The organism is Dactylosporangium sp. NPDC051484 (genome assembly GCF_040689395.1).
Lineage (GTDB): Bacteria > Actinomycetota > Actinomycetes > Mycobacteriales > Micromonosporaceae > Dactylosporangium.
On record NZ_JBFAZX010000050.1, the window covers coordinates 1 to 26,241 of the forward strand.

The 26,241-nt window shown below is 72.0% G+C and carries 26 protein-coding genes and 1 riboswitch; of the genes, 13 read left to right on the forward strand and 13 right to left on the reverse strand.

The features are described from left to right. Positions 1-627: 627 nt before the first annotated feature. A complete protein-coding gene (gene tyrS, locus AB0367_RS36885) occupies positions 628-1,896 on the reverse strand; it encodes a tyrosine--tRNA ligase (protein WP_366231162.1) in 1,269 nt (422 codons plus the stop codon). Positions 1,897-1,991: 95 nt separating this feature from the next. Between tyrS and AB0367_RS36890 the strand changes: the two genes are divergently transcribed. After that, positions 1,992-2,300, forward strand: coding sequence for an antibiotic biosynthesis monooxygenase (locus AB0367_RS36890; RefSeq protein ID WP_366231163.1), 309 nt, complete (start codon positions 1,992-1,994; stop codon positions 2,298-2,300). 383 nt (positions 2,301-2,683) lie between these two features. Further along, complete coding sequence (locus AB0367_RS36895) at positions 2,684-3,589, forward strand: NADP-dependent oxidoreductase (protein ID WP_366231164.1); 906 nt, start codon at positions 2,684-2,686, stop codon at positions 3,587-3,589. Between the two features lie 44 nt (positions 3,590-3,633). Here AB0367_RS36895 and AB0367_RS36900 read toward each other — a convergent pair whose 3' ends face one another. After that, complete coding sequence (locus AB0367_RS36900) at positions 3,634-4,422, reverse strand: SGNH/GDSL hydrolase family protein (RefSeq protein WP_366231165.1); 789 nt, start codon at positions 4,420-4,422, stop codon at positions 3,634-3,636. Next, a complete protein-coding gene (locus AB0367_RS36905) occupies positions 4,419-4,790 on the reverse strand; it encodes a helix-turn-helix domain-containing protein (RefSeq protein ID WP_366231166.1) in 372 nt (123 codons plus the stop codon). The genes AB0367_RS36900 and AB0367_RS36905 overlap by 4 nt, the downstream gene beginning before the upstream one ends. Before the next feature lie 68 nt (positions 4,791-4,858). Between AB0367_RS36905 and AB0367_RS36910 the strand changes: the two genes are divergently transcribed. Further along, positions 4,859-5,455, forward strand: a complete 597-nt coding sequence (locus tag AB0367_RS36910; protein WP_366231167.1) for an NAD(P)H-binding protein — start codon at positions 4,859-4,861, stop codon at positions 5,453-5,455. 11 nt (positions 5,456-5,466) lie between these two features. On the opposite strand, the gene AB0367_RS36915 is transcribed toward AB0367_RS36910, so the two are convergent. Next, entirely contained in the window at positions 5,467-6,084 is a 618-nt protein-coding gene (locus AB0367_RS36915; protein WP_366231168.1) for a hypothetical protein, read from the reverse strand. Positions 6,085-6,148: 64 nt separating this feature from the next. Continuing rightward, positions 6,149-6,727 (reverse strand): hypothetical protein, encoded by a 579-nt coding sequence (locus AB0367_RS36920; protein ID WP_366231169.1) that lies wholly within the window; start codon positions 6,725-6,727, stop codon positions 6,149-6,151. 241 nt (positions 6,728-6,968) lie between these two features. On the opposite strand from AB0367_RS36920, the gene AB0367_RS36925 reads away from it, so the two are divergent. Then, positions 6,969-7,964 (forward strand): hypothetical protein, encoded by a 996-nt coding sequence (locus AB0367_RS36925; protein WP_366231170.1) that lies wholly within the window; start codon positions 6,969-6,971, stop codon positions 7,962-7,964. A gap of 168 nt (positions 7,965-8,132) precedes the next feature. Beyond that, positions 8,133-10,016 (forward strand): DNA helicase RecQ, encoded by a 1,884-nt coding sequence (gene recQ / locus AB0367_RS36930; RefSeq protein WP_366231187.1) that lies wholly within the window; start codon positions 8,133-8,135, stop codon positions 10,014-10,016. An 85-nt stretch (positions 10,017-10,101) separates the two neighbouring features. On the opposite strand, the gene asnB is transcribed toward recQ, so the two are convergent. Beyond that, positions 10,102-12,024, reverse strand: a complete 1,923-nt coding sequence (gene asnB / locus AB0367_RS36935) for an asparagine synthase (glutamine-hydrolyzing) (RefSeq protein ID WP_366231171.1) — start codon at positions 12,022-12,024, stop codon at positions 10,102-10,104. Positions 12,025-12,295: 271 nt separating this feature from the next. On the opposite strand from asnB, the gene AB0367_RS36940 reads away from it, so the two are divergent. Continuing rightward, positions 12,296-14,371 (forward strand): transglycosylase domain-containing protein, encoded by a 2,076-nt coding sequence (locus AB0367_RS36940; protein WP_366231172.1) that lies wholly within the window; start codon positions 12,296-12,298, stop codon positions 14,369-14,371. A gap of 57 nt (positions 14,372-14,428) precedes the next feature. Here the strand turns inward: AB0367_RS36940 and AB0367_RS36945 are convergent, their stop codons facing one another. Continuing rightward, positions 14,429-15,289: a C39 family peptidase gene (locus AB0367_RS36945; RefSeq protein WP_366231173.1), complete on the reverse strand. Its 861-nt coding sequence runs from the start codon at positions 15,287-15,289 to the stop codon at positions 14,429-14,431. A gap of 29 nt (positions 15,290-15,318) precedes the next feature. After that, a riboswitch (cyclic di-AMP (ydaO/yuaA leader) is annotated at positions 15,319-15,464 on the reverse strand. Positions 15,465-15,661: 197 nt separating this feature from the next. Between AB0367_RS36945 and AB0367_RS36950 the strand changes: the two genes are divergently transcribed. The 3 genes from AB0367_RS36950 to AB0367_RS36960 all read left to right on the forward strand — a co-directional run bounded on the left by AB0367_RS36950 (position 15,662) and on the right by AB0367_RS36960 (position 18,495). Next, positions 15,662-16,753 carry a hypothetical protein gene (locus AB0367_RS36950; protein ID WP_366231174.1) on the forward strand — a complete coding sequence of 364 codons (1,092 nt, stop codon included), beginning with the start codon at positions 15,662-15,664 and terminating at the stop codon, positions 16,751-16,753. A 105-nt stretch (positions 16,754-16,858) separates the two neighbouring features. Beyond that, positions 16,859-18,010, forward strand: a complete 1,152-nt coding sequence (locus tag AB0367_RS36955) for an Ig-like domain-containing protein (RefSeq protein ID WP_366231175.1) — start codon at positions 16,859-16,861, stop codon at positions 18,008-18,010. A gap of 23 nt (positions 18,011-18,033) precedes the next feature. Further along, positions 18,034-18,495 carry a cupin domain-containing protein gene (locus tag AB0367_RS36960; RefSeq protein WP_366231176.1) on the forward strand — a complete coding sequence of 154 codons (462 nt, stop codon included), beginning with the start codon at positions 18,034-18,036 and terminating at the stop codon, positions 18,493-18,495. A gap of 75 nt (positions 18,496-18,570) precedes the next feature. On the opposite strand, the gene AB0367_RS36965 is transcribed toward AB0367_RS36960, so the two are convergent. The 4 genes from AB0367_RS36965 to AB0367_RS36980 all read right to left on the reverse strand — a co-directional run bounded on the left by AB0367_RS36965 (position 18,571) and on the right by AB0367_RS36980 (position 22,656). Beyond that, positions 18,571-19,164: a DNA-3-methyladenine glycosylase gene (locus AB0367_RS36965; protein WP_366231177.1), complete on the reverse strand. Its 594-nt coding sequence runs from the start codon at positions 19,162-19,164 to the stop codon at positions 18,571-18,573. Then, positions 19,161-19,817 carry a TetR/AcrR family transcriptional regulator gene (locus AB0367_RS36970; RefSeq protein WP_366231178.1) on the reverse strand — a complete coding sequence of 219 codons (657 nt, stop codon included), beginning with the start codon at positions 19,815-19,817 and terminating at the stop codon, positions 19,161-19,163. The genes AB0367_RS36965 and AB0367_RS36970 overlap by 4 nt, the downstream gene beginning before the upstream one ends. A 7-nt stretch (positions 19,818-19,824) precedes the next feature. Beyond that, complete coding sequence (locus tag AB0367_RS36975; RefSeq protein ID WP_366231179.1) at positions 19,825-21,372, reverse strand: MFS transporter; 1,548 nt, start codon at positions 21,370-21,372, stop codon at positions 19,825-19,827. A 144-nt stretch (positions 21,373-21,516) separates the two neighbouring features. Next, positions 21,517-22,656, reverse strand: a complete 1,140-nt coding sequence (locus AB0367_RS36980; RefSeq protein ID WP_366231180.1) for a M20 family metallopeptidase — start codon at positions 22,654-22,656, stop codon at positions 21,517-21,519. 107 nt (positions 22,657-22,763) lie between these two features. Between AB0367_RS36980 and AB0367_RS36985 the strand changes: the two genes are divergently transcribed. Further along, complete coding sequence (locus AB0367_RS36985) at positions 22,764-23,132, forward strand: PH domain-containing protein (RefSeq protein ID WP_366231181.1); 369 nt, start codon at positions 22,764-22,766, stop codon at positions 23,130-23,132. A gap of 47 nt (positions 23,133-23,179) precedes the next feature. Here the strand turns inward: AB0367_RS36985 and AB0367_RS36990 are convergent, their stop codons facing one another. Continuing rightward, positions 23,180-23,581: a ribonuclease domain-containing protein gene (locus tag AB0367_RS36990; RefSeq protein ID WP_366231182.1), complete on the reverse strand. Its 402-nt coding sequence runs from the start codon at positions 23,579-23,581 to the stop codon at positions 23,180-23,182. 38 nt (positions 23,582-23,619) lie between these two features. Beyond that, positions 23,620-24,063 carry a hypothetical protein gene (locus tag AB0367_RS36995; protein ID WP_366231183.1) on the reverse strand — a complete coding sequence of 148 codons (444 nt, stop codon included), beginning with the start codon at positions 24,061-24,063 and terminating at the stop codon, positions 23,620-23,622. An 85-nt stretch (positions 24,064-24,148) separates the two neighbouring features. Here AB0367_RS36995 and AB0367_RS37000 point away from each other — a divergent pair, with 85 nt between their 5' ends. Genes AB0367_RS37000 through AB0367_RS37010 form a run of 3 tightly spaced genes read left to right on the forward strand, consistent with a single transcriptional unit; the run spans position 24,149 to position 26,108 of the window. Continuing rightward, positions 24,149-24,508: a GntR family transcriptional regulator gene (locus tag AB0367_RS37000; protein WP_366231184.1), complete on the forward strand. Its 360-nt coding sequence runs from the start codon at positions 24,149-24,151 to the stop codon at positions 24,506-24,508. A gap of 29 nt (positions 24,509-24,537) precedes the next feature. Further along, the gene (locus tag AB0367_RS37005) at positions 24,538-25,416 is read left to right on the forward strand and encodes an ABC transporter ATP-binding protein (RefSeq protein ID WP_366231185.1); all 879 of its coding nucleotides are present in this window, start codon (positions 24,538-24,540) and stop codon (positions 25,414-25,416) included. After that, complete coding sequence (locus tag AB0367_RS37010; RefSeq protein ID WP_366231186.1) at positions 25,413-26,108, forward strand: ABC transporter permease; 696 nt, start codon at positions 25,413-25,415, stop codon at positions 26,106-26,108. The genes AB0367_RS37005 and AB0367_RS37010 overlap by 4 nt, the downstream gene beginning before the upstream one ends. Positions 26,109-26,241: the final 133 nt, after the last annotated feature.

A 26,241-nucleotide genomic window follows, 5' to 3' on the forward strand; every position in this document is an offset into this window, starting at 1 on the left:
AACCTCTACGAGGCCCATGCCACGGGGTAATAATCATTTGGCACTGGCTTAACAAGCACCCTGTTGAGTTCTCAAACAACCAACACACACCGCCGGACTTCACCGTTTCCGGTTTCGCCCGCCCGGGGCATTTCGTTCCGTTCTAGTCTAGCAGGTCCGTTTTGCGTGTCAAGTCCGGCTTGCCGAACCTTGTCCCGTTTTGCGGACATACAACAACTCTTCCGGAACCCCGGCTGAGTGTCGTATTCTTACGGCAGGACGTCCGCTGCGGCTCGTTTCGCGACCCGCGTGCCTCGTCCGTGTTCCCTGCCGGTCATCTACATTACCCGGTCCTCGTCTGGCGTCCAAATCGCGTTCGCCGTTCGTTTCCCGGGCACGATCACTTTCCGGTCACCCGGCTCGTCATCGTTTGGGTCTCGGCAGGACGTCCGCCGCGGCGCGTCTCGCGCTCCGCTGTCTCGTTCGTTTCCCTGCCGGTCCTCTACTTTACTCGGCGTCCCGATCTCCACCAAATCGATCACTCTCTTCGGTGACACCTGGCCGAAGCCGGGCGTTGCACGGGCGCGCCGGGCGCCGTAGCGAGGTCAGAAGCTACACGGCGCCCGGCGGCATCGCCAAATCAAGAAATCACGCGGAGGTGAGCTCGACCCCCGCGAACGTGCGCTTTCCCTTGCGCAGCACCAGAAGTCCACCGGCCAGGGCGCGGTCGGCGGGCACGACCTCCTCGGCGTCGGACACCCGCTCGTTGTTCACATACGCACCGCCCTCGGCCACCGTCCGTCGCGCGTCATTGCGACTTGAGACCAGGCCGGCGGCAATGAACAGGTCGGCGACCGTCGAACCCGCGGGTGCCGCCACGAGGCCCGCCTCGCTGAGCGCGGCACGCATCGTCGACGGCGAGAGCTCGCCGAGCGACCCCCGGCCGAACAGCGCCTGGCTCGCCGCGATCACCTGCGCGGTCTCCTCCGGCCCGTGTACGAGCCTGGTCATCTCCTCCGCGAGCCGCCGCTGGCCGATCCGGGCCGCGGGCCGCTCGGCGGTCTCCTTCTCGATCGCCTCGATCTCCTCACGCTCCAGGAACGTGAGCTTGCGCAGCAGCCCGCCGACGAGCGCGTCCTCGAGGTTCACGAAGTACTGGTACAGCGCGTAGGGGCTGGTCATCTCCGCGTCCATCCACAGGCTGCCGCCGCCGGTGGACTTGCCGAGCTTCTCCCCCGCCGAGTTCACCAGCAGCGGCGTCGCCAGGAGGTGTACCGAAGCACCCTCCGTCCGATGGATCAGGTCCGTGCCGGCCGTGAGGTTGCCCCACTGGTCGCTGCCGCCCGTCTGCAGCTTGCAGCCGTAACGGCGGTACAACTCCAGGAAGTCCATGCCCTGCAGGATCTGGTAGCTGAATTCCGTGTAGCTGATGCCGGCGTCCGAGTTCAGCCGGGCGCTCACCGCGTCCTTCGTGAGCATCTTGTTGACCCGGAAATGCTTGCCGATCTCGCGCAGGAAGTCGATCGCCGACATCGGCGCCGTCCAGTCGTAGTTGTTCACCATCTGGGCGGCGTTGTCGCCGGTGAAGTCGAGGTACGGCTCGATCTGGCCCTTGATCCGTTCGATCCATTCGGCCACCGTGTCCGCCGAGTTGAGCTGGCGCTCCGAGGAGGGCCTGGGGTCGCCGATCAGGCCGGTCGCGCCCCCGACCAGGGCGAGCGGCCGGTGCCCGGCCAGCTGCAGGCGGCGGACGGTGAGCACCTGCAGGAGGTTGCCGATGTGCAGGCTCGGCGCCGTCGGGTCGAAGCCGCAGTAATAGGTGATCGGCCCCTTCGCCATCTCCGCGCGGAGTTCGTCGAGGTCGGTCGAGAGCGCGATCAGGCCGCGCCACTGCAGGTCGTCGAGCACATCGGTCATGGCGCGATTGTCCCACCCTCCCCGGGTCGTCCCCCACCGCGTTACCGGGACGAGGGCGACGGGGTTTTGTCATACCCGGCCGCTAGGGTTGAGCCATGGCAGTTGTGAAGATCAACGCGATCGAGGTCCCCGAGGGCGCAGGCCCTGAGCTGGAGCGCAGGTTCGCCGCGCGGCACGGCGCCGTCGAGGACGCGCCGGGCTTCCTGGGCTTCGAGCTGCTGCGCCCGACCGCGGGTGAGACGCGGTATTTCGTCTACACCAAGTGGGAGTCCGAGGAGCACTTCCAGGCGTGGTCCACCGGACCGGCCCGCGAGGCCCACTCCGGCGAGCGGGCGAAACCGGTGGCGACCGGCTCGAGCCTGCTGGAGTTCGAGGTCGTCCAGCAGGCGGACCCGCGCGCCTGACATCTGGCCGAGGGCGGGCACGCGAAGAGATCACATCAGGCGCGTTCTGAGGCGCTGCCGACCGACGCCGGCTTCGAGGTCGACGCCCCCTCGCGCGCTGGGGCAACGGCTGGGTCGTGGACAACCGCATCCGGCCGTTCGGCCAGCTGTCGACGGTGGGCGGCGAGCCGTGGACCGGCCCGGCACACACGTCCTGCCGGTAGCCCGCCACCACTCAACACGTAACCGCGGCCGGTCAACACGAGACCGCGGCCGAAGCAGCACGTAGCCGCGGCTGAAGCAGCACCCGCACCACGGCGATCACCGGGCCACGGCCGACGTGGGCACGTCGCGGACGGCACACGGGGCCGAGTACGAATCACACACACGATCCGGGAGCAGATGTGAAGGCGTTGCAGTATTCGGAGTACGGGCCGTCGAGCGTGCTGCGGGTCGTCGACGTGCCCGAGCCGCAGCCGGAGGCCGGGCGTATCCGGATCGCGGTGCGGGCGGCAGGGGTCAACCCGTATGACTGGAAGGTGCGCGGCGGCCTCTTCGGGGACACGACCCCCAGCCGGCTGCCGGTCGTGCCGCACTCCGACGCGGCCGGGGTGGTCGACGCGATCGGCGAGGGGGTCGAGGGCGTCTCGGTCGGCGACGAGGTGTTCGGGGTCGCCCCGGGCGGGGCCGCGGCCGAGCTCGCGGTGCTGCGGGTGTGGGCGCCCAAGCCCGCGGCGATGCCGTTCGAGGAGGCGGCAGGGCTGCCCAACGTGGTGGAGACGGCCGGGCGGGCGCTCGATCTGCTCGGTCTGCGCAAGGGCCAGACCCTGCTGGTCAACGGCGCCGCCGGCGGTGTCGGCATCGCGGCCGTGCAGCTGGCCGTCGCGCGGGGCGCCACGGTGATCGGCACGGCGAGCGAGCGCAACCACGAGTTCCTGCGCGGGCTGGGCGCTGTCCCGGTCACATACGGCGCTGGGCTGCCCGACCGCGTCCGTGCCATCGCGCCGGGCGGTGTCGACCTGGCGCTCGACACGGCGGGCCGGGGTGCCGTCGCGGATCTGGTCGCGCTGACGCCGGCGCCCGCCGACGTGGTGAGCGTCGCCGACTTCGACGCGCCGCGCCTCGGCGCCCGGGTCACGGACGGCTCGGAAGGGCGCGCGTGGCAGACGCTGGCCGAGGTCGCCGCCCTGTTCGCCGAGGGGCGCTTCACCATGCCCGTCGAGCGCACGTTCCCGCTGGCTGAGGCTTCGGCCGCCCACGACCTGAGCGAGTCGGGCCACGTGCGCGGCAAGGTCGTGCTGACCCTCTGAGGCCCGCGCCGCGGCAAGACGGCGGCGAGAGCACTCAGGGCGGGTCAGCGCTCGAGCAGGACCGGGGTCGCGGTGGCGCGTTTGCAGACGCGGTCGTCGCCTGAGGAGCGGCCCAGCAGGTGGCGGCCCGCCCACGGCAGCATGTGGCGGCGCATCCAGGCGAGCTCCGCGCAGACCAGCTCGTGCCGCCGGCGCGGCAGGGGCACCGCGAGCGGGGCGGTCCAGGCGTCGTCGGTGCCGGGCAGGCCCAGGGCGAAGGCCAGCGCCGCACCGATGCGCTCGTGCCCGGCGCTGTTGGCGTGCAGGCGATCGTCGCTCCACAGACGCGGGTCGGAGGCGACCGGGTGCGCGCCGAGGTCGAGCAGGATCGCGCCGCTGTCGGCGGTGGCTTTGCGGATCTGCGCGTTGAGCGCGAGCACCCGGCCCCGCAGCGGCCGGGCGATCGGCATCACCGGCGTCGGGTCGGGAAGCGTGAAGGTCAGCACGGTCGCGCCCCGCCTGACGAGGGCGAGCTGCATCGCGTGGATGTCGCGGGCGACCTCGGCCACGTCGAACGAGGCCCGCAGAATGTCGTTCATGCCGGCGACCACGGTGGCCAGGTCGGGCTCGAGGTCGAGGGCGGGCGTCAACTGTTCGGCCCGGATCCGGGTGGTGGTGCGCCCGCGGATGGCGAGGTTGGCGTATTCCAGGCCGTCCGGCGCCTGCGCGCGGGCGACGTGCTCGGCGAAGCGGTCGGCCCAGCCGCGGTAGCCGCCGTTGCCGTCGGGGTCGTCCAAGCCCTCCGTGGTGCTGTCGCCGATGGCGACGTAGCGGCGGTACACGCGGGCGTTCACGCGCCGCGCAGCGCGTAGGCGGCGCGGGCGGACTCGATGGCGGCCAGGTGCTCGGCGGCCCAGGCGCGGCACGCGTCCATCGCCGGGAACAGGGTGTGGCCGAGGTCGGTGATGGAGTACTCGACCCGGGGCGGGATCTCGTCGTACACCGTGCGGGTGATCATGCCGTCGCGCTCCAGGGCGCGCAGGGTCTCGGCCAGGACCTTGGCCGAGACGCGGCGCAGCGGGACGCGCAGCTCGCCGAAGCGGCGCGGGCCGTCCCGCAGGCAGATCAGCACCATGCCCGCCCACTTGTCGCCGATCTGGAACGGCGTCGCGGCCGACGGGCAGGCCGGGTCGAACAGGTCCGGCGGGAGGGGGTCGCGCATCGCCCCACCGTAACGCGCGACCCGGTTACCCTGCAGTTACCGAGGTATCGCGTTCTACGGTTCCCGGCATGACTTCAGTGGGTGTTCGGGGCGGGCGGCAGATCCTGGCCGAGGCCCGGAGGCGATCGATCGAGGCGACGGCGGTCGTGCGCGACCCGGCGAGATATCCGGATCTCTGCGGTGCGATCGCCGGTGACGCGACGGACGCCGGGCTCGTGGAGACGGCGGCGCGCGGGCACGACGTGGCGATCTCGGCCGTGTACGGCGCGGACCTCGACCTGGCGGCGTACGGCGAGGCGATGGCGGCGCTGCTGCGCGGCCTGGAACGCGCCGAGGTGCGGCGGCTGCTGCTGATCGGGGTCGCGACGACACTGCCGGGCGACAGCGGTGCGCGCAGGTTCGCCGAACCCGGCTTCCCGGCCGAGTGGCGGCCGTTCTCGCAGGCGCGCGCCGACGAGCTGGCGGTGCTCGAGCGGTACGACGGCGCCGTGGACTGGGTGGTGTTCACGCCGGCGGCGGAGCTGATCGAGGACGAGGGCAGTTCGGAGTACCGAATCCGGAATTTGGGAACCGCCCTGAGCTACACCGCGCTGGGGGCCGCACTGCTGGACGAGGTGGCGGCCGATCGCCACCACCGCACCCAGCTCGCCGTTTCTGGCGCCTGACCGATAGCGGATCAGGACGCGGCGAAGGCCTCGAAGCGCTCGGCGACCCCGGTCAGGTCCTCCTGCTCCGACTCCGCACTGGTCTCGTCGTCGACGGTGGTGGACACCCGCCACCGGCGCTGGGCGGGCGCGAACGCGACCCGGATTGAGGCGCCGTCCTCCCGCCACAGCACCGCCGTGGCGTTGTCCTCGTCGAGCCGGCCGATGAAGTCGCGGATGTCGTCGCCGGTCGGGTGGTGCGCGAGCGAGCCGTCCTCGGTCGTCATGCGCGGCACCGGCAGGCGTAGCAGCCGCCGCGGCTGCCGCAGCGCCGCCGGGCGGTGGCGCCCGGGCCGCTGGAAGCACAGCAGCTCGCACTCGCCGGCGAGCTTGTGGATGAGGTGGAGGGTCTCACTCGGCGCATCGCCACGCAGGGTGAGCAGCACGTGCGTGTCGGCGACGACCGCCGGCTCGGCCCACGACGCCGGATCGACGCCGGCGCGCACCTCGCGGTCGAACCGTTGCAGGCCGGGATCGACGGCAGCCCATTCTGCATCGCCCCGCCGCAGTGCCTCGTATCGGTCGACGCCCTGGTCGACCGTGATCGGTCGGGCCTCGTACCAGACACCAACCTCGATCAACTCCGCCATGGAAGACCACCGTACGGAACCCCCAGAAACGGGCGCAACTCAGCCACGCATCGTGCAGTATCCATCACCCGTCCGGCGTTTCATTCACGGCGCCCATCGATTCGGCTATCTTGTTCGCCTTCACCGTCTCGATCAGCCCGGCGGCGTCGTGGGTCGTCACGACGAGCGCACCGCCCGGGTCGCCGGGCAGGTCGAGCGTGACGACGGTCATCGGCAGCACCGCGACCCGGCCCCATTCGGTGAAGCGCCCGGCCGGGGCGGCACGCGCGGCGGCGATGTCGCGCCACAGCACGGTCACCGGCGGGTGGCGGCGGGAGGCCGGGCGGCGAACACTCAGCGTGAGACCGTCGGAGCCGGTCGTGACGCGAACCGGCACGCCTCCGCCGAACAGCAGCGCGAAGCCGGCCCCGAGCTCCCAGATCACCGCGGCACGGTGCAGCGGCACGTGCCCGGACCAGTGCTCGGCGCCGGCCGCGTGCGCGGCGCGCTGACGCCGCCGCGCCCACCACTGGACGAGGAAGAGCGGTCCGATCGCGGCCGCGGCGAGTCCGGCGAAGGCCAATGCGGCCCGCCACCGCGCGAGCAGCGGCAGCCCGACCGGCACCGCGGCGGCGAGGAACAGCCACCAGCCGCGCCCCCGCACCGGATCCAGCCTACGCGGGCGGGCATGGCACGGGGGCGGCCCGAACGCCGCCGCCGGTCGCGCCCGCAGGGCTCGCCGTGCCCCTCGGCGAGCTGCCCGGGGCCACGTGAGCCGCGTGCACATCGGCACCTTCCTCGACACCCGCGCAGGGCGAATATGCGGGCGCGCGGCGACGACGGTCACGAGCGCCGGCGGGCATGGCGGGGTTTATCCGGGCCCGGTCCGCCGGTAAGGATTGGGGATGCCCTCCGCGACCCCCGTCCGGCTCCTCCTGGCGGTCACGTCCGTCGCCGCCGTCCTCGCCGCCGGCGGCTGCGGCGCGAATGCGAACCAGCCGGGAGCCATGCCGCTGTTCGCGTCGCCGGCGCCGTCCTCCCCCGCCGCCCCGGCGCCGTCCAGCGTCGCACCGTCTCCGGCGGCATCGGTCGCATCAGTGGCATCGGTACCCGTACCGGCGGGCATGACCGCCGGCATCGTGATCTACGACCGGCAGGACGGCGTCTACGTGCTGCGGCAGAACGCGAGCTGGCGCTTCCGCTCGGCGTCGCTGGTCAAGCTGCTCATCACGCTGGACTACTTCTGGGACAAGGGCCCGTCGTACTCCGTGCCGGCCGCCGACCGGCCGCAGCTGGAGATCATGCTGCGCAGCAGCGACGACGCCGCCGCGACCGCGTTCTGGACGGCGGGCGGGCAGCGCGACGTGGTGACCCGGATGGTCCAGCGGCTCGGGTTGCACGACACCGACCCGCCGCCGCAGAGCCAGCCCGGCTACTGGGGTTACACCGCGGTCAGCGCCGGCGACCTGGTCCATGTCTACCAGTACATCCTCGACCAGGCGCCGCAGCCGGTGCGCGAGTTCATCATGGGCAACCTGCACGCCACCACGAAGTGCGGCACCGACCGCTACGACCAGTCCTTCGGCATCCCGAGCGTGTTCAAACAGCCGCGCGCCGCGAAGCAGGGCTGGTCGGGCTTCGGGGACGACCCCGCCACCCCGTGTGTGGCGAACGCCGAACTGGCCGGGCCGGGCAGGGCCGCGTTCGTGCCGGCCGTCGAGCCGAACCAGCCCGACATGACGGACGAGGTGCTGCACACCACCGGCACCGTCGGCGCCGGCGACCGCTACATCGTCGCGGTGCTGAGCGGGCACCCGGACGGCACGCAGTTCGCGAAGGCCGCCGCCGCCCTGACGAAGATCACCGGATCGCTGCCGTTGCCGGAGTCGACGAAGCTCTGACTCCCGCGCGGCTCCCGCCGGTGCGTGCAACGCGATCGAAGAACGCCCGATCGTGTACACCCAGGATGACGCAGCGTGCCGGCGCGATGGCCAGTCCGTCACCGCGCGGATCGGCCGTCCCGGTTTTTGTCGGTGCCGGTCCGTAGAATCGCCGGCGTGGACAGCGGGATGAGTGCGCTCGATGTGTTACGCAGAGTGTTCGGCTATGACGAGTTCCGGGGCAGCCAGCGGGAGATCATCGAGCACGTGATCGGCGGTGGCGACGCGCTGGTGCTCATGCCCACCGGCGGCGGCAAGTCACTGTGCTACCAGATTCCGGCGCTGGTCCGGCCGGGCACCGCGGTGGTGATCTCGCCGCTCATCGCCCTCATGCACAACCAGGTCGACGCCCTGCGGCAGCTGGGCGTGCGGGCCGGGTTCATCAACTCGACGCTCGACTTCGACATGCGCCGCACCGTCGAGGCGCAGTTCGCCGGCGGCGAGCTTGACCTGCTGTATCTCGCGCCCGAGGCGCTGGCCTCGACCGGCACCATGCGACTGCTCGAGCGCGGCCGGATCGCGCTGTTCGCCATCGATGAGGCGCACTGCGTCTCGCAGTGGGGCCACGACTTCCGCCCCGACTACCTCAACCTGTCGATGCTGCACGAGCGCTGGCCGGACGTGCCGCGCGTCGCGCTCACCGCGACGGCTACGACCGCCACCCATCGCGAGATCGCCACACGGCTCGGGCTGACCGGCGCCCGGCACTTCGTGTCCAGCTTCGACCGCCCCAACATTCAATACCGCATCGTCGGCAAGCAGGACCCGCGCCGCCAGCTGCTGGAGTTCCTGCGCGGCGAGCACCGCGGCGAGGCCGGCATCGTCTACTGCCTGAGCCGCAACTCGGTGGAGAAGATCGCCGACTTCCTCAAGGACAACGGCATTGCGGCGCTGCCCTACCACGCCGGGCTCGACGCGCGGACCAGAGCCGACAACCAGGACCGCTTCCTGCGTGAGGACGGCCTCGTCATGGTCGCCACGATCGCGTTCGGCATGGGCATCGACAAGCCCGACGTCCGCTTCGTCGCCCACCTCGATCTTCCGAAGTCCATCGAGGGCTACTACCAGGAGACGGGCCGCGCCGGCCGCGACGGGGAGCCGTCGGTGGCCTGGCTGGCCTACGGGCTGCAGGACGTCGTCCAGCAGCGCAAGATGATCGAGACCTCCGAGGGCGACGCCACCCACCGGCGCAACCTCTCCCAGCACCTCGACGCGATGCTGGCCCTCTGCGAGACGGTCGAGTGCCGGCGCACGCAGCTGCTGGCATACTTCGGCCAGGAGCTCGACGGCTCGTGCGACAACTGCGACACGTGCCTGGCCCCGCCGGAATCCTGGGACGGCACGATCGCCGCGCAGAAGCTGCTCTCGACGGTGTATCGCCTGCACCGCGAGCGCAACCAGAAGTTCGGCGCCGGCCAGTGCATCGACATCCTGCTGGGCAAGAAGACCGACAAGATCGTGCAGTGGCACCACGACGAGCTGAGCGTCTTCGGCGTCGGCGCCGACCTGCGCGAGGCCGAGTGGCGCGCGGTCATCCGCCAGCTGCTCGCCCAGGGCCTGCTCGCGGTGGAGGGCGACTACGGCACCCTGGTCCTGACCGATGCCAGCGCCGAGGTCCTCGGCCGCCGCCGCCAGGTCATGCTGCGCCGCGAACCCGAGCGCCCGATCTCCGCCGCGAAGGCCGCGAAGACCTCGAAGTCCGCCCGCCGCGATGCCACCGCCGCGGCCGACCTCCCCGCCGAGGCGACCCCGGTCTTCGAGCACCTCCGCGCGTGGCGCGCCGCCACGGCCAAGGTCCAGTCCGTCCCCGCCTACGTCATCTTCCACGACGCGACGCTGCGCCAGATCGCCGCCGAACGCCCCAGCACGCTGTCCGAGCTGTCGACCGTCAACGGCGTGGGCGAGAACAAACTGGCGAAGTTCGGCCAGCAGATCCTCGACGCCCTGGCCGAGCTCGACCCATCCCCCGACGCCGCCATCGACACCCTCGAACCCCCGGACGACGAGCCGTAACCGCCCCGCTCCGGTGCGAGGCGGCCAGCACCAGGCAGCTCGAGCCAGCCGCCCGCGGCGGCACGAGCGGCCCGAGTCGCCCGGGTCAGCCGGTGACCATCGGGCGGGCGCCAGGTTCGGGCAGGGGCACGGTGATCGAGCCGTCTACGAAGATGCCGTGCCACAGGCAGAACGACAGCACGATCCACAGCTTCCGGGCGTGGTCGGCCTCGCCTCGCTCGTGGGCGTTGAGCAGGGCGTGGGCGTAGTCCAGGTCGATCAGCTTGCCGGCGCCCGACGTGGACAGGACGTGGTGAGCCCACTCGGCCAGGTCCGTGCGCAGCCAGCGGCGGGCCGGGGTCGGGAAGCCCAGTTTCGGGCGGTCCGTGATGAAGTCCGGGACGATGCCCTCCATCGCGCGGCGCAGGGCGTATTTGGTCGTGCGGCCCCGGCCGGGCACCTTCAGGTGGGCGGGCAGGCGCGACAGCACGTCGAAGACGCGCCGGTCCAGGAACGGCACACGCAGTTCCAGGGAGTGGGCCATCGACATGCGGTCGGCCTTGGTGAGGATGTCGCCGGTCAGCCACGTGTTGATGTCGATGTGCTGCATCGTGGCCACCGGGTCGAGGGCCGCCGCCTCGGCGTAGAGGGCCGCGGTCACGTGCGGGTGGCCGACGCCGGCGGCGTCGCCGCGCAGGATGCGGGCCTTCTCCTCGTCGGTCAGGATGCGGGCGTTGCCGAAGTACCGCAGCCGCATCGGCGTCGTCGCGCGCTGCAGGTAGCTCTTGCCCCGCAGGCCGTCCGGCAGGTGGCGTGCCAAGGCCCGCAGGCCGCGCTGCAGCGGCTCACCGAGGCGGGCGACCGGGGCCAGCGAGCGGGGCTCGCGGTAGATGGTGTAGCCGCCGGCGAGCTCGTCCGCGCCCTCGCCGGACAGTACGACGGTGACGTGTTCGGACGCGGTGCGGGCCAGGAAGTACAGGGGCACGATCGACGGGTCGGCGACCGGGTCGCCGAGGTGCCAGATGATGCGGGGCAGCGCCTCCATGACCTGCTCGGGGCGCACGATGGTCGGGATCAGCTCGACGCCGAGGTGGCGGGCCGAGCGCTCGGCGATCTCGATCTCGGAGAACGCGGTGGACGTGTCGAAGCCGGCGGTGAAGGCGCGCAGCCGCGGGTGCAGCTCGGCGGCCAGCGCGGTGATCGCGGTCGAGTCGATGCCGCTGGACAGGAACGTGCCGACCGGCACGTCCGCGCGCATGTGGGCGCGGACGCTGTCGCGCAGCGCGGCGCGCAGCTCGCCCACCACGGCCGCCTCGGTCATGGCCGGGTCGGGGCGGAAGGTGGGCCGGGTGTAGCGGCGGATCGTCGATACGCCGGCGAACTTGCGGGTGAGCAGGCCGCCGGCGGGCAGCCGGGCCACGTCGCGGTGCAGCGTGTACGGCTCCGGCACGTACTGCATCGTGAGGTACAGCGACAGGGCGGTCCGGTCCAGCTCGGCCGCGGAGTGCTCGAGCAGCGGCGGCTTCTCGCTGGAGAGCCACAGCCCCTCCGGGGTCTCGAGGTAGTACAGCGGCTTGATCCCGAAGGGATCGCGCGCGGCGTACACGGTCTCGGTCACGTCGTCCCACAGCGCGAACGCGAACATCCCGCGCAGCCGGTCGAGGGCGGCCTCACCCCAGTGGTGGAAGGCTGCGACGACCACCTCGGCGTCGCCGTCGGTGGCGAAGACGGCGCCGTGGGCGCGGGCCAGCTCCTCGCGCAGCTCCTTGTAGTTGTAGATCTCGCCGTTGAAGACGAGCGTCCAGCGGCCCGCCTCGGGGCCGGCCGGCGGGTATCGCAGTGGCTGCCGGCTGCCCTGCAGATCGATGATCGCGAGGCGCTTGAAGCCGGCCGCGGTGCCGGCCCCGATCCGCTCCAGGGCCATGTCGTCGGGGCCCCGATGGTCCAGCAGCGCGAGCTGCCGTTCCATGGCGCCGAGAAGTTCCGGGGAGATGATGGCGTTTCCGGTGTACATCAGGAAGCCGCACATAGCGTCGTTTCCCTTCGGTCGAACGGCCACGATTCGCCGCGCCATCCAGCGAATCAGAGCCCGCGCACCGGGGCGGAGCTTGCGCGGACGTCCATCCGATCGCTCGCCCACACCGGCACCCGGGTGAAGTTGCGGCCGCGGTGGTTAGGGGTGGGCCGTGCGGGGTAGCCGCGCGCCGCCAAGCGAACCGCCCACAGTCGTCGGGAGACCGAACATGCACCGGCACCGCAAGCGAGCGAAGCGACAGCGTCCACGTACGAAGCTCGTCCGCGTGCTGCTCGGCATCCTGCGGCTGGCGCTGAGCGGGGTGCTAGCGGGCCTGGTGGTCGCGGCCGCGACGCTGCCGCTGGCGCTCGCCGCCGGCGGGATGGCGAAGGCGGGAAGCGACACGTGGGAGAACCTGCCGACCAACCTGGCCACCCCGCGGCCGGCGGAGACGACCTACGTGTACGCCAGCGACGCCAAGACGCTGATCACCACGTTCTACGACGAGAACCGCCGCGACGTGCAGCTGGACCAGGTCGCGAAGGTGCTGCAGCAGGCCGTCGTCGCCGCCGAGGACGCCCGCTTCTACCAGCACCACGGCGTCGACGCGCGGGGCGTGCTGCGCGCGTTCGTCTCCAACAGCCGCGGCGGGGCGCAGCAGGGCGCCTCGACGCTGACCATGCAGTACGTCCGCAACGTGCTCAAGAACGACGCGAGCCTCACCCCGCAGCAGCACCTGGAGGCGCTCGCCGACTCACCGGCGCGCAAGCTGCGCGAGATGCGCTACGCCGGGGCGCTGGAGAAGAGGATGAGCAAGGCCGAGATCCTGCGGCGGTACCTCAACATCTCCTACTTCGGCTCCGGCGCCTACGGCATCTACGCCGCCAGCCAGACGTACTTCGGCAAGGTCCCGGCCGAGCTGACGCTCCCGGAGGCGGCACTGCTGGCCGGCCTGCTGCAGTCCCCGGACGCGGACAACCCGCTCACCGGCGACCGCGAGACGGCCCTGAAGCGGCGCGCGTACACGCTCGAGTCGATGGCGAAGATGCGCGTGATCACGCCCGCGGAGGCGACCGCCGCGAAGGGCACGCAGCTCAAGCTGACCGAGCGCCGGCTGCCCAACGACTGCACGTCGGTGGCGCGGGAGCACAACGACTGGGGCTTCTTCTGCGACTACTTCCGTCAGTGGTGGAACAGCCAGCCCGAGTTCGGCGCGACGGCGATGGACCGCGACGAGAACCTGCGCACCGGCGGCTACACGGTGGTCACCTCGCTGGACCCGAACGTGCAGGCGACCGCGCTCGCCCAGTCGCTGGGCGTCTACGGCTACGGCAGCGCGCGCTCGGTGCCGCTCGCCGTGGTCCAGCCCGGCAGCGGCCGGGTGCTGGCGATGGCCGTCAACCGCCACTTCAGCCTGGAGGCCAACCCGCGGGAGCACCCGCAGTACCCCAACACCGTCAATCAGCTCATCTCGGGCGGCTCCGGCGTGGACGGCTACCAGGCCGGCTCGACGTTCAAGATGTTCACGATGCTCGCCGCGCTGGAGGCCGGCCTGCCGCTGAGCACCCGGTTCAACGCGCCGGCCCGGATCGTGACCAACTGGCCGGGCAGCGCCGGGGCCAGCTGCGGCGGGCACTGGTGCCCGGCCAACGACAGCCCGAGCTGGATGGACGGCGAACGCACGATGTGGAACGGCTTCGGCCGCTCGGTCAACACCTACTTCGTGTGGCTGGAGCAGCAGATCGGCGCCCGGCGCGCGGTGGAGATGGCGCAGCGGCTCGGCATCGTGTTCCGCGGCGACCTGGACGTGTCGCTGGCGGCGAAGGCGGAAGGCTGGGGCTCGTTCACCCTCGGTACGGCCTTGACCACGCCGCTGGACCTCGCCAACGCCTACGCGGCCGTCGCCGCCGGCGGGTTGTACTGCCAGCCGCTGCCGGTGCTGTCGATCACCGACCCGGACGGCCGGCCGGCCGACGCCGCCGGTCCGAAGTGCAAGCAGGCGGTCGACCCCGACGTGGCGGCCGCGGCCACCGACGCGGCGCGGTGCCCGGTCAGCAAGGGCTCGTCGTACGGCAGGTGCGACGGCGGCACGGCCGAGGCCGTGTCCGGCATCCTGAGCGGGCGCCCGGTCGCGGGCAAGACGGGAAGCTCGGAGAACAACGCGACCGAGACGTTCGTGGGGTTCACGCCGCAGATCGCGGCGGCCGGCATCGCGGTGAACGTGGACAACCCGAACGACTACGTCGGCGGCGGGGTCTCCAGCTCGGTCAACGGGGCCGTGGCGCAGACCATGGCGGCGACGCTGCGCGGCCAGCCGGTGCAGGGCTTCCCGGCCCCGAGCCGGGCACGTGCCCTGGGCTGACGGGGCCGGGACGGCGCGCCGTCCACAGTGGACGGCGCGCCGGATCTGGGGCCGGGATCAGGCCGAGTAGCCGCGCTGGGCGATCCAGTCGGCCATCTTGTCCAGGGACAGCATGTACGAGCCGGCGCCCTGGGCGTCGGCCGGATCCGCGATCTTCACGGTCTGGCCGCCGTCGCGGTACCCGACGATCGTCAGGAAGTGCCCGCCGGGGTAGGAGTGGCCGTGTCCGGCGTCGTCCACCGTGGACCCGGCGATGTTGGCGACCACCGCGTACCCGTGGTTGATCGCGTTGAGCACCGCTGCCTTGAGCTGGTCGACGTCAGCCTGGGTGGCCGTCTGCCCGGTGATGAAGTGTGACTTGTAGAAGGACGTCCCGGTGGAGGAGTTGAGCGCCCGCGTGGTGTCCTCGGCCGAGTTGGTGCCGTTGACGGTGGTGCCGAGGCTCTGCGCGACCTGGGACTGCGACTGGAAGACCCCCCGCGCGGTGAGGGCGATGCGCGTGGCGGCCGGGCCGCAGAAGTAGTAGTTCTCCTGCCAGGCGAACTGATAGGAGAGTTCCTTCTGCTGCGGGGGCGCGGTGGAGGTGGCCGCCGGCGGCGGCGCGGTGGAGGTGGTCCCGACGCCGGCCTGTGCGGTGGCGGTCGGCTTGGCCGCGCCCGCCTTGGGGACGCTCGCCGCGTCGGGCACCGCCTGGTCACGCTGCTTCTGGCGGGCGGCCGGGGCGTCGCCGAGGGTGACCGTGGATTCCGCGCCGGTCAGGGTCTGGGTGCCGGCGGCACTGGCCGGTGTCGAGGACTGCTGCAGGGCGGCGGCGCCGATGCCGGCCGCGGCGGCCAGGCCCGCCGCGACGGCCACGACGTGGATGCGCCGAAACCGGGGGACGCGTCCAGAGTGGCGAGGTTTGTAGAGGTACGTCACGGGTACCTCGATTCATGGGGCAACACGCGAGCTCCTTCCGGTGCCGCCTACCGGGTTAGCTGACGGGTTCGGGCGGGAAGCTCGCCCTTCCCGGGGCCGTGGGCCCCGTGGATTCACCCCGGGTGGTGCATGGTTCCCCGGCTCGTGCGCGCGCACGACTCAGCGGATCCGCTACGGGGTCACCCAGGTGGGCAACGGAGGCCGCAGCGGATTCGAAAACCGTAAACACACCGGTCAGAGGCCGTTTCACCCCCTGGTGATTCGGCCACCGGGCGCGGCGCCGCCGGGTCGGGCGACGGGGCGCACACGGCCCTGGCGCCGTTTCTCATCCCCAAAATCACCCCTGCGTCGTTGCGGTCCTAGTCTCGCCGGATGCTCGCTGGTGATGACGAAAACCCGCAGCTCAGCGACGTGGCCGAACACGACCCACGCCATCTGCGGTCTCGCGGCGGCCGTCATGCCGCGCACCTTCGCAACCTCGTGCCCGATCCCGAGCGGCTGCTCGCGTCCGGGCCGGTACGCGTGCTCGCATCCGGGTCCGCACGCGTGCTCGCATCCGCGCCGGCCCGGGCGCTCGCCGCAGGGTCCGCCCGCGTCCTCGCATCCGGGCCGGCCCGCACGCTCGCATCCGGGTCCGCTCGCGCGTTCGCGGCCGGGCGCACGCGCCTGCTCGCATCCGGCCCCGTGCGCCTCGCCGCGGCCATGCCGGCGGGGGCACGCCGCACCGCCGTGGCCGCGACGATCGTCGCCGTGGCGGCGTTCGGGCTGACCTCGACGCTGACGTCCTCGGACCCCCCGGCCGCATCGGGCGGCGCGGTGAGCCTGAGCGCGCAGGAGGGGGCCGGCACGGACCAGGCCGAGGCGCCGCGCGCCGACGAGCGCGCAGGGCGCTCGTCGGGACGCTCGAAGGGCACCGACCCCAAGGCCGCCAATCCGAAGGCCGCTGGCCCCAAGGCCACCGGACAGGGGTCCACCGACAAGAAGGCCACCGGTCAGGGCGGCGCGCCGCCGGCGGCCGCGCCGTCGCCGACCAGGGTGGCGCCCGTCGGCGGGCTGACCCAGGCCGAGATGGACAACGCGGTCGCGATCGTCGACGTGGCCAAGCGGGAGAACCTGCCCAAGCGCGCGGCCGTCGTGGCGCTCGCCACCGCCCTGCAGGAGAGCCACCTGCGCAACCTGGCCAACCCCAACCTGCCGGAGTCGCTGAACCGGCCGAACGAGGGCGTCGGGTACGACTACGACTCGGTCGGGCTGTTCCAGCAACGGCCGAACTGGGGCTCGGTCGAGCAGTTGATGAACCCGCACGAGTCGGCCCGCCGGTTCTACGCGGCGCTGCTGGCGATCCCGGGCTGGGGCGACTACGCCGTCACGGTCGCGGCGCAGAAGGTGCAGCGCTCGGCCTTCCCGGACGCCTACGCGAAGTGGGAGGGGCTGGCGACGCAGATCGCCGACGCCACCATGTAACGCTGGGCGAGGATTCGCTATCCCACCCGTTGTCACTCGTTTGCCGGCCCGGCCTCGCCCGGGCCGGTACGACGATGCCCCCATGTGCAGACAACGGCAGAGAACATGAGGCGCCCAGGCCGGTCCGTCACCGCGCTGCTCATCCTCGCGGTGGCGGCACAGCCGGCGCTGTCCGCATGCGACGTCTCGTCGCATCGCAAACGCACAGCGACCAAGTCCACCGCACCACCGACGGTGCCGGTGGGACTTTCCCTCACGCCGGCGGCGGGCGACGCCGCGGTGCCGATCAGCGCCGAGATCGGCACCAAGGTCAAGGATGGACGGGTCACCGACATCTCCCTCATCGACGCGACCGGTCAGAAGATCTCCGGCGCGTCGCGGGCGGACGGGTCGTCCTGGGTGCCCGACACCGCACTTCGCTACGGCACCACGTATACGGCGAAGGTGACCGCCATCGGCGCCGACGGCAAGCCGGTGACCAGGCAGTCGACCTTCACCACGGCGGCGAAGCCGACCGGTCCGGCGGTCAGCACGGAACTGAACGTCATCAACGGCGGGACCTACGGCGTCGCGATGCCGATCGTCGTGGAGTTCGCCACCGACGTACCGCCGGAGAACCGGGCCGCCGTGCAACAGCGGCTGTTCGTGACGAGCGACCCGCCCCAGCCCGGGGTGTGGCACTGGTTCAACGGCAAGCAGGTGATGTTCCGGCCGGAGCACTACTGGCAGCCGGGCACGAAGATCACCGCTCGCAAGGCGCTCAACGGCGTGCCGATCGGCGACGGCCACGCCGACGAGGACGCCTCCGCGACGATCACGATCGGCCGCAAGCTCACGATCGACATCGACAACGCCACCAAACAGCTGAGCGTGTACCACAACGACGCGCTCGTGAAGACCATGCCCGTCAGCCTGGGCAAGTCGTCCACGCCGAGTTCGAGCGGCACCACCGTGATCATGTCGCGGGAGTCGACGGCGTTGTTCAAGACGCCGGAGTACACCACCACCGTCGAGTACGCCATGCGCCTGACCTGGGGCGGTCAGTACATCCACGCGGCGCCGTGGTCGGTCGGCGACCAGGGCGTGCGCAACGTCTCGCACGGCTGCACCAACGTCTCCACGGGCAACGCGAGGTGGCTGTACGAGTCGGTGCTGGTCGGCGACCCGGTGACCACGCGCAACACCGAGGTGCCGCTGGACCCGGGCGACGGCTGGACGGCGTGGGACTTGTCGTGGGCGGACTACACCAAGGCCTAGAGGGCCCGGAGGAGGACACCGAGATGGAGGTCATTCGCGTCCCGAGCACCAGCCGGCCGGCGCCGCAGCAGCGGTACTCCGGCGTGGCCTGGATCGGCAGGGACGTCACCGCGATGGAACCGTCGCGCCTGGCGACGTTCCATGCCCAGTTCAACCCCGGCGCGCGCACGGCGTGGCACCGCAGCCCGTACGGCCGGGTGCTGCACATCCTGCACGGCGTGGGCCGGGTGCAGCGCCGGGGCGGCCCGGTCCACGAGGTGCGGGCCGGCGACACGGTCGTCGTGGCGGCCGGCGAGTGGCACTGGCACGGCGCCGGCCCCGGCACGTTCGTGGCGGTGGTGTCGACCCAGGAGACCGACCCCGACGGCGGTGACACGGAGTGGGGGGAACAGGTGACGGAGTCGGAGTACCTGCGCCCGCCGCGGTCCGCGACGATCCGCCTGCCGGACGAGGACCGCGTGCCGCACCGCGAGGCCTCCTGGTAGCCGGACGCGAGAAGTTGCGAGCAGCCGGAGCCGTCCAGGGCCCCGCCGCACCCGCGGCGGGGCCTGGTCGCCGGTTCAGACCTTGCGCGATCGCGGGACGTGGCGGCGGTACTCGCTGACCGTCGGATCGCCCTCCAGCCAGAAGCGCCACGGCTTGTCGTGCGCGCCCGTCACGCCGACCCGGGGCCCGGACGCGATCCGGCTGGGCGGCTCGGGCTCGGCGGGCTCGACGAGGTGCCCGCCGAGCAGGTACGTCCCGTAGAAGGTGCTGTCGATCGCCAGCGCGCTGCACAGCCGGGCGGGGCCGCGGGCCAGGTCGGCGTCGCGACGCGCGGCCGGCCGGCGCGAGCGCGCCGTGTCGATTCCGCCGACCACCTCTGCGGCCCGCAGCAGCACGGCGGAGGCGGTCCCGTCGGCGCCGCAGACGACGTTCATGCAGTAGTGCATGCCATAGGTGAAGTAGACGTACGCGTAGCCGGCCGGCCCGAACATGATGGCGTTGCGCGGGGTGCGGCCGCGGTGCGCGTGGGAGGCGGGGTCCTCGCCGGTGCCGGAGTACGCCTCGACCTCCGTGAGCCGCACCGTGACCCCGCCGGCGGTGAGGCGGCAGCCGAGCAGCGCCCGGGCCGCGTCCTCGACGGGGCCTCGCAGCCGATCGAGCAGCGTCACGAGCGGATCAGCGCGATGCGCCGCACCAGGTCGTCGACGGTGGCGTCCAGCGGCGGCAGCGGGAAGCCGGGGATGAACTGGCGCATCGTCACCGCGCCGTGCAGCGACGTCCACACGGTGGTGGCGTCGGCGAACGGGTCGGTGCTGCCCGACCGGCCCGCCTTGACGCACTCGGCCAGCGCGTCGACGAGCACCATGAACGAGTCGAGCCGGCGCCGCCACACCTCGGGCAGCTCGCCGATGTCCTTCGGCGACCCGATCGCCGGGCGGTCGGCCCGCTGCCGGCCGAAGAGGACGCGGTAGCGCGCGGGGTCGTCCATGCCGAAGTTCGCGTACGCGTGGCAGCCGGCCAGCAGCCGCTCGACCGGGTCCTCGACGGCCTGGGCGGCGTCGAGGACCAGCAGGCGCAGCCGCTCGAAGGCGATGTCGAGCACGGCCTCGACGATGGCGTCGCGGTCGGCGAAGTGGGTATAGATCGACGGGGCGGAGATGCCCGCCTCCCGGGCCACCGAGCGCAGGGTGAGCGCCTCCTCGTTGCCCTCGCGTTCCAGCAGCCGCTCAGCTGCGGCCACGATCTCGTCGCGCAGCAGGGCGCCCTCACCGCGCCGGTTGCGGGTGCGGCCCCCCGCCGGACCTGTCGGTTCCGCCTTCATCACCTCATCATGCCGTCTGCAGGGCGGGCCGCGGCTCGGGGACCTCGGCGCCGGGCTCACCGGCGGGTCGCCGGGCGGGCCGCACGACCAGCACCGCGAGCGCCATCAGGAAGGCGATCCCGGCCGCGATGAGCGTGCCGCGGTCCATCGCGTCGGTGAAGGCGCGGTCGGCGACCTCGATGACGTGCCGCGCGGCGGGCGCCGGGAGGCTCGCCGCCACCCCGTGCGCGGTGGGCAGGTCGGTGCCTGACAGAAGGGCGGAGCCTGGCAGGGAGGTGCCGACGGAGGAACGGTAGGCCGAGGAGACCACGGTGCCGAGGACCGCGATGCCCAGCACGCCGCCCAGCTCGCGGATCACGCTGTTGAGCGCGCTCGCCATCGAGGTGAACCGCGGCGGGACCGAGCCGCTGATCTGCAGGCTGGCCGGGGCCATCATCATGCCCATGCCGAGGCCGATGACCGCGGTGCCGGCGGCGATGCGCCAGAACGCGGTGTGCACGCCGGTGGTGGCGAGGTCCAGCAGGCCGGCGGTGGCCAGCAGCAGGCCCAGTGCGAGGGTGCCGCGCACGCCGAGGCGGCGGGAGATGATCGGCGACGTGGCCGAGGTCAGCGCCATGGCCACGGCGAACGGCATCGCGCCAAGCCCGGCCACGAGCGGCGTGTAGCCGCGCACCAGCTGCAGGTACTGCGAGAGCTCGAACAGCGTCCCGAAGAGCACGAAGAACACCACGGCGAGGCTCAGCGCGGCGATGGCGAAGGTGCGGTTGGCGAAGAGGTCGAGCCGGACCAGCGGGGATCCCGCCCGGGCGGCCAGGCGGCGCTGCCAGAGCACGAACGCGGCCACAAGGACGGCCGACGCGCCGAGCTCGGCGAGGGTCACGGCGTCGGCCCAGCCCCGCGACGGGGCCTGGATGACGGCGTCGACCAGGGCGGCGACGGCGGCGGTGGACAGCAGCGCGCCGAGGACGTCGAGGCGGCCGCCGCGCACGGCCGGGACCGGCGGGACGAGGACCAGCACGGCGACGACGGCGACCGCGACCAGCGGGACGTTGATCCAGAAGGCGCTGCTCCACGAGAAGCGCTCCAGCAGGGCGCCGCCGGTGACGGGGCCGATGAGCACGCCGACGCCGGCCGCGGCGGACCAGGCGCCGAACGCCTTCGGGCGCTCGGCCGGCGAGAAGATGCGGGTGATGATGGCCAGCGTCGCCGGCATGACGAACGCGGCGCCGAGGCCCATCACGGCCCGCCAGGCGATGAGCTGCCCGGGCGTGGTGGACAGCGCGGCGACCGCCGAGCCGCCGCCGAAGACGACCAGGCCGCCCAACAGGGCGGTGCGGGAGCCGAGCCGGGCGCCGAGGGTGCCGGCCAGGATCAGCGCCGAGGCGAAGACCAGGGTGTACGCGTCGGTGATCCACTGCAGGTCGGAGGTGCCCGCCCGCAGCGCGTGCGCCAGCGACGGCAGGGCGGTGTTGAGCACGGAGTTGTCGAGGGTGACGGCGACGAGCGTGAGGCTGAGCACCGCGAGAGCGGCCCAGCGACGCGGGTACTCGGACATGCACAGGCTCCCTACGGACGTTAACTAACGTACGTAAGGTTAGACCCGTCAACTAACGGCTGTAAAGTTAATCCGCGCTGTCTCGGCCGTCACAGTCCAGGACGCCCCGCAGGAGGAAGACGCCGGGGCCGGCGACCCGGTCCATCACCGCGCCCGCCCGATCGTCGCGGCGAGCGTGCCGACCAGGGCCGCGCGTTCCGGCAGGCTGGACAATTCGATCCACTCCCCCTCCGCGTGCGCGTTACCGCCGATCGCGCCGAGCCCGTCGAGGGTCGGCACACCGATGCCGGCGGTGAGATTGCCGTCCGAGCCCCCGCCGACCGCCTCCCCGGTCACCGGGCGCCCGCCGAACCGCTCGGCCAGCCGCTGCGCCAGCGCGAACAGCTCGGCCGAGGCCGTCTCCGGCATCGCCGGGCGGGCCGGGCCGCGCTCGACCTCCACCGCGGCACCGGGCAGCACCGGCGCCAGCGCGCGCAGGGCCTCATCGACCCGGCGCAGCTCCTGCGGGTCGAACGAGCGCACGTCGACACTGACCCGCGCGGCGGCCGGCACGGTGTTGGCGGTGGTGCCGGCCACGGCGTCGGTGGGCGTGACGGTCGTGCCCCGCGCGGCGTCGCCGAGCGCGGCGATGCGCAGCACCTGGTGGGCGAGTTCCACGCCGGCGTTGATCCCGCGATGCGGCGCGTTGCCCGCGTGCGCGGCGCGGCCGGTGACCCGCACCGAGTAGTGCGCGATGCCCTTGCGGGCGACCTTCAGCCGGCCTCCGGAGCTACCCTCCAGCACCAGCGCGCCGGCCGCGCCACGGGCGGTGTCCTCGATGAGCGCGGTCGAGGTCGGCGAGCCGATCTCCTCGTCGGCGTTGACCAGCACCGCGACGCCGTCGAGTTCGTCCAGTGCGGCCAGCGCCCCGAGGGCGTGGAACAGCACGACCAGGCCGCCCTTCATGTCCACCACGCCCGGGCCGGTGGCGCGGTCGCCGTCGACGGAGAACGGCCAGCGGGCCAGGGTGCCGCGCGGCCAGACGGTGTCGTAGTGCCCGATGAGCACGACCCGCGGCGACCCGGCGCCGAAGTGCCAGCGCAGGTGGGGCCGGTCACCGACGACGATCCGCTCCGGCGCCTGGCCGGTGCAGCGCACGCCGAGGGCGGTCACGACGTCGGCGCACCGGGCGAGGGCATCGAGGTCGGACGACGGGGACTCGACGCCGACCAGCTCGGCGATGTCGTCCCGCATCCGCGGGGCCGCGGCCGGCAGTGCGGCCCATACCGTCTCCAGCACCGTCATCCCCTCACGGTAGCCGCCGGCCCGGGCAAGCCGGCGGGCGACTTGGCGCGCCCTCCGCCGGAGCCTGCCGTCATGGGGAGGTTGAAACCGGTGGCTACTTTGAACGCATGGCGCAGCAGATGAAGTACGACCGGCGGGATCAGTACGAACAGATCGCCTCGGGGCTGTTGCCGGGCGAGAACATCATCGCCGTCTACGACGCCGTCGGCGTCGGCACCGGGTTCATCGGCCTCACCGACCGCCGCGTGATCCTGCAGGACCGCTCCTTCGTCGGCAAGCGGGTCGCGATCACCTCGATCCCCTACGGCAAGGTCACCGCCGTCTCGGTGGTCAGCAACAAGTCGTGGGCGGGCAGCTTCTTCAGCAGCGGCACCGTGGCCGTGCACGTCGGCACGCACACCTACGAGGTCGACGTGCGCGGAGTCGAGAAGACGCAGCACATCCACAACGTGATCCTGCACTATTCCGGTCAGTAGGGCCTGCCGGCGGGCGGGGGCGGCACGGGCCGCCCCTCGCGGCGTCTTCAGAGGCGGTAGAAGTCGGTGTAGTGGTTCGGCGAGTACCAGGTCACCCCGGTGCCGCGGTTGATGATGATGCGCTTCGCGTCACGCGCCGCGCCTTTGTTGCGAGGGATCACGTCGTACTCGTAGTAGGTGGCGCCCGAGGGCAGCTGGCCCTCGAAGTTCTGGTACTGGCCGCCGGCGAAGTTGTACTTGCCGGAGGGCCACGCATACCAGTTCCGCGAGGTCGGGAAGCCCAGGCTGCTCCAGCCGGCCCGGGCGGTGCGCGCGTCGGCGCACCCGGAGATGTCGCACGAGGAGAACACCGACGCGTGCGCGGAGGTGGCCGGGGCGACGAGCAGCCCGGCCAGCAGCACCGTCACCAGCCCGAGGGCGACGGCGAAACGGCTCAGCAAGCGAGTCATGCGGCCATCGTCGTTCACGAATATCTACGCACGGAAGATTATTCGTGAACAGGTACCGCCGCGATATGTAACGACACCACGGGCAGCACGCGCGGGTCGACGCTCCACTCGGCCGCGGTGCGGAAGACGTCCTTCTCGTCGACGAGCGCCTCCTCGTCGGACACGAACACATCCGCGCCGCGGGCCCGCGCCCAGCGGTGCATGACGAGGCTGCGGTCGGTGGCGAAGTACTGCACCTCGGCCCCGATCCGCATCGACAGCGCGGCGATGCCGTTCCACCGGAACAGCCACTTCCCCGCGACCAGGGTCCACTTGTCCACGGTCGCGACGACCACCCGGTCGTCGGTGAAGTGCGCCAGGTCGAGCCCCGTGTGCGGCTGCACGTCGCCCAGGTCGCGCAGCCCGAGCGCGTCCATCACCAGATCCGGCTCGGCCCGCACGGCCAGCCACGCCATCTTGGGCCCGAACCCCACGGTCGTCATGCCTCGAACATAACCCTTGACACTCCCGGTTCACTGGTTGCATGGTTAGTTACATGAGTAATGAACCGAATAACCAGGACGAGTGATGGATGACGGGCGGCCGATCTTCCTGCAGATCGCGGAGCAGATCGAAAACTCGATCATCGACGGGAGCCTGCCGGAGGAGACCCAGGTGCCGTCGACGAACGAGCTCGCCGCCTTCCACCGGATCAATCCCGCCACCGCCGCGAAGGGCGTCAACCAGCTCGTCGACGACGGGGTCCTCTACAAGAAGCGAGGCATCGGCATGTTCGTCTCCCCCGGCGCGCAGGCCAAGCTCCGGCAGCGCCGGCGCGACCAGTTCGCGGAGCAATACCTCCAGCCGCTGCTCGCCGAGGCGGCGAAGCTCGGCATCCAGCCCTCCGAGTTGAAGTCGATGATCGAACGCTACGAGGAGTCCAGGTGAGCGGCACGCAGCGAAGCGGAGGTGTCGCGATGGACACGATCGTGAGCGCGCGCGGCGTGACGAAGCGATTCGGGCGCGTCACCGCCCTCGACAACGTGACGTTCGACCTGCGGCGCAACGGCATCTACGGCCTGCTCGGGCGCAACGGCGCCGGCAAGACCACCCTCATGCAGGTGCTGACCGGCCAGCAGATCGCCTCGGCCGGCACGGTGGAGGCGTTCGGCGGCCACCCGTATGAGAACGAGCAGGTGCTGCGGCAGGTCTCGTTCATCAAGGAGAGCCAGCGATACCCCGACTCCTTCCGCGTGCGCGACGCGCTGTTCGCCGCCCGCCTGCTGTTCCCGAACTGGGACGAGGCGTTCGCCCGCGAGCTCGTGCACGACTTCGGGCTGCCCGCGAAGCGGGAGGTCAAGAAGCTGTCGCGGGGCATGCTGTCCGCGCTCGGCGTGACCCTCGGCCTCGCCGCGCGCGCCCCGCTCACGTTCTTCGACGAGCCGTACCTCGGCCTGGACGCCGTCGCCCGCCAGCTCTTCTACGACCGGCTGCTGGCCGACTACGCCGAGTTCCCGCGCACGGTGGTGCTGTCCACCCACCTCATCGACGAGGTCAGCGACCTGATCGAGCACGTGCTGCTCATCGAGCGCGGCCGGCTCGTGCTCGACGAGAGCGCCGATACGTTGCGCGGCCAGGTGGTCACGCTCACCGGCCCGGCGAACGCGGTCGACGCCCTCACCGTCAACGCCGACGAGCTGCACCGCGAGCGCCTCGGCCCGCTGACCCGCGCCACGATCCGCGGCCGCGTCGAGCCGGGCGAGGCCCGCGCCGCCGGGGTCGAGCTGCAGCCGGTGACCCTGCAGCAACTGGTCGTCCGCATCACCACCGCAGACCTGAAGGAGCACGCGTCATGAACCGCATCGTCGCGATCGCCCGGCTGCAGGCCCTCGGCCGCCACGACGCGCTCTTCTGGCCGATCACGATCCTGGCGATCGCCTTCGCCGTCAACCTGGTGGTGTTCGCGTCCATCTCCGACACCGTCACCGACGACCCGGTCACCGCCGCGCTGGCGAGCATCTACATCACGACGCTGGCCTTCGGCGCCATGGCGGTGTCGCAGCACTTCCCCTACGCGCTGGGCATGAGCGTCACGCGCCGCGAGTTCGCGGCCGGCCTGGGCCTCTTCGTGCTCGTGCAGACCGTCGCCTACTCGGTGCTGCTCGTCGTGCTGCAGGCGATCGAGAACTCCACGAACGGCTGGGGACTGCGGCTACGCTTCTTCGGCCTGGGCTTCGTCGACCACTATGCCCCGCCGGTGCAGTTGCTGCTGTACGCCGTCCCGATGCTGTTCATGACCCTGCTCGGCGTCGCGGCGGGCGCCGTCTACGTCCGCTGGCGCGTCAACGGCGTCTTCACCGCGACCGCCGCGCTGCTGCTGCTCCTGGGCGGGGCGGCCGCCCTGATCGGCGTCTTCGACCGCTGGCCGGCGGTGGGCCACTGGCTGACCCACACGAGCCCGGTCGCCCTCTTCGCCGGCTGGCCCCTGCTCCCGGTGGCGGCCCTCGCCGCCGGCTCCTGGCTGGCGCTGCGCCGCGCGGCCCCCTGACCGCAACCGCCGCCATGATCACGGAGCGAACGTGCTGCCAACGCCGTTGCGTTTGGTGATTGGCGGCGGTGTCAAGGGGGCCTGCAGATGCGAACGGGACTTCTGGTAGATCAACTTGTGTCGAGCAACTTGA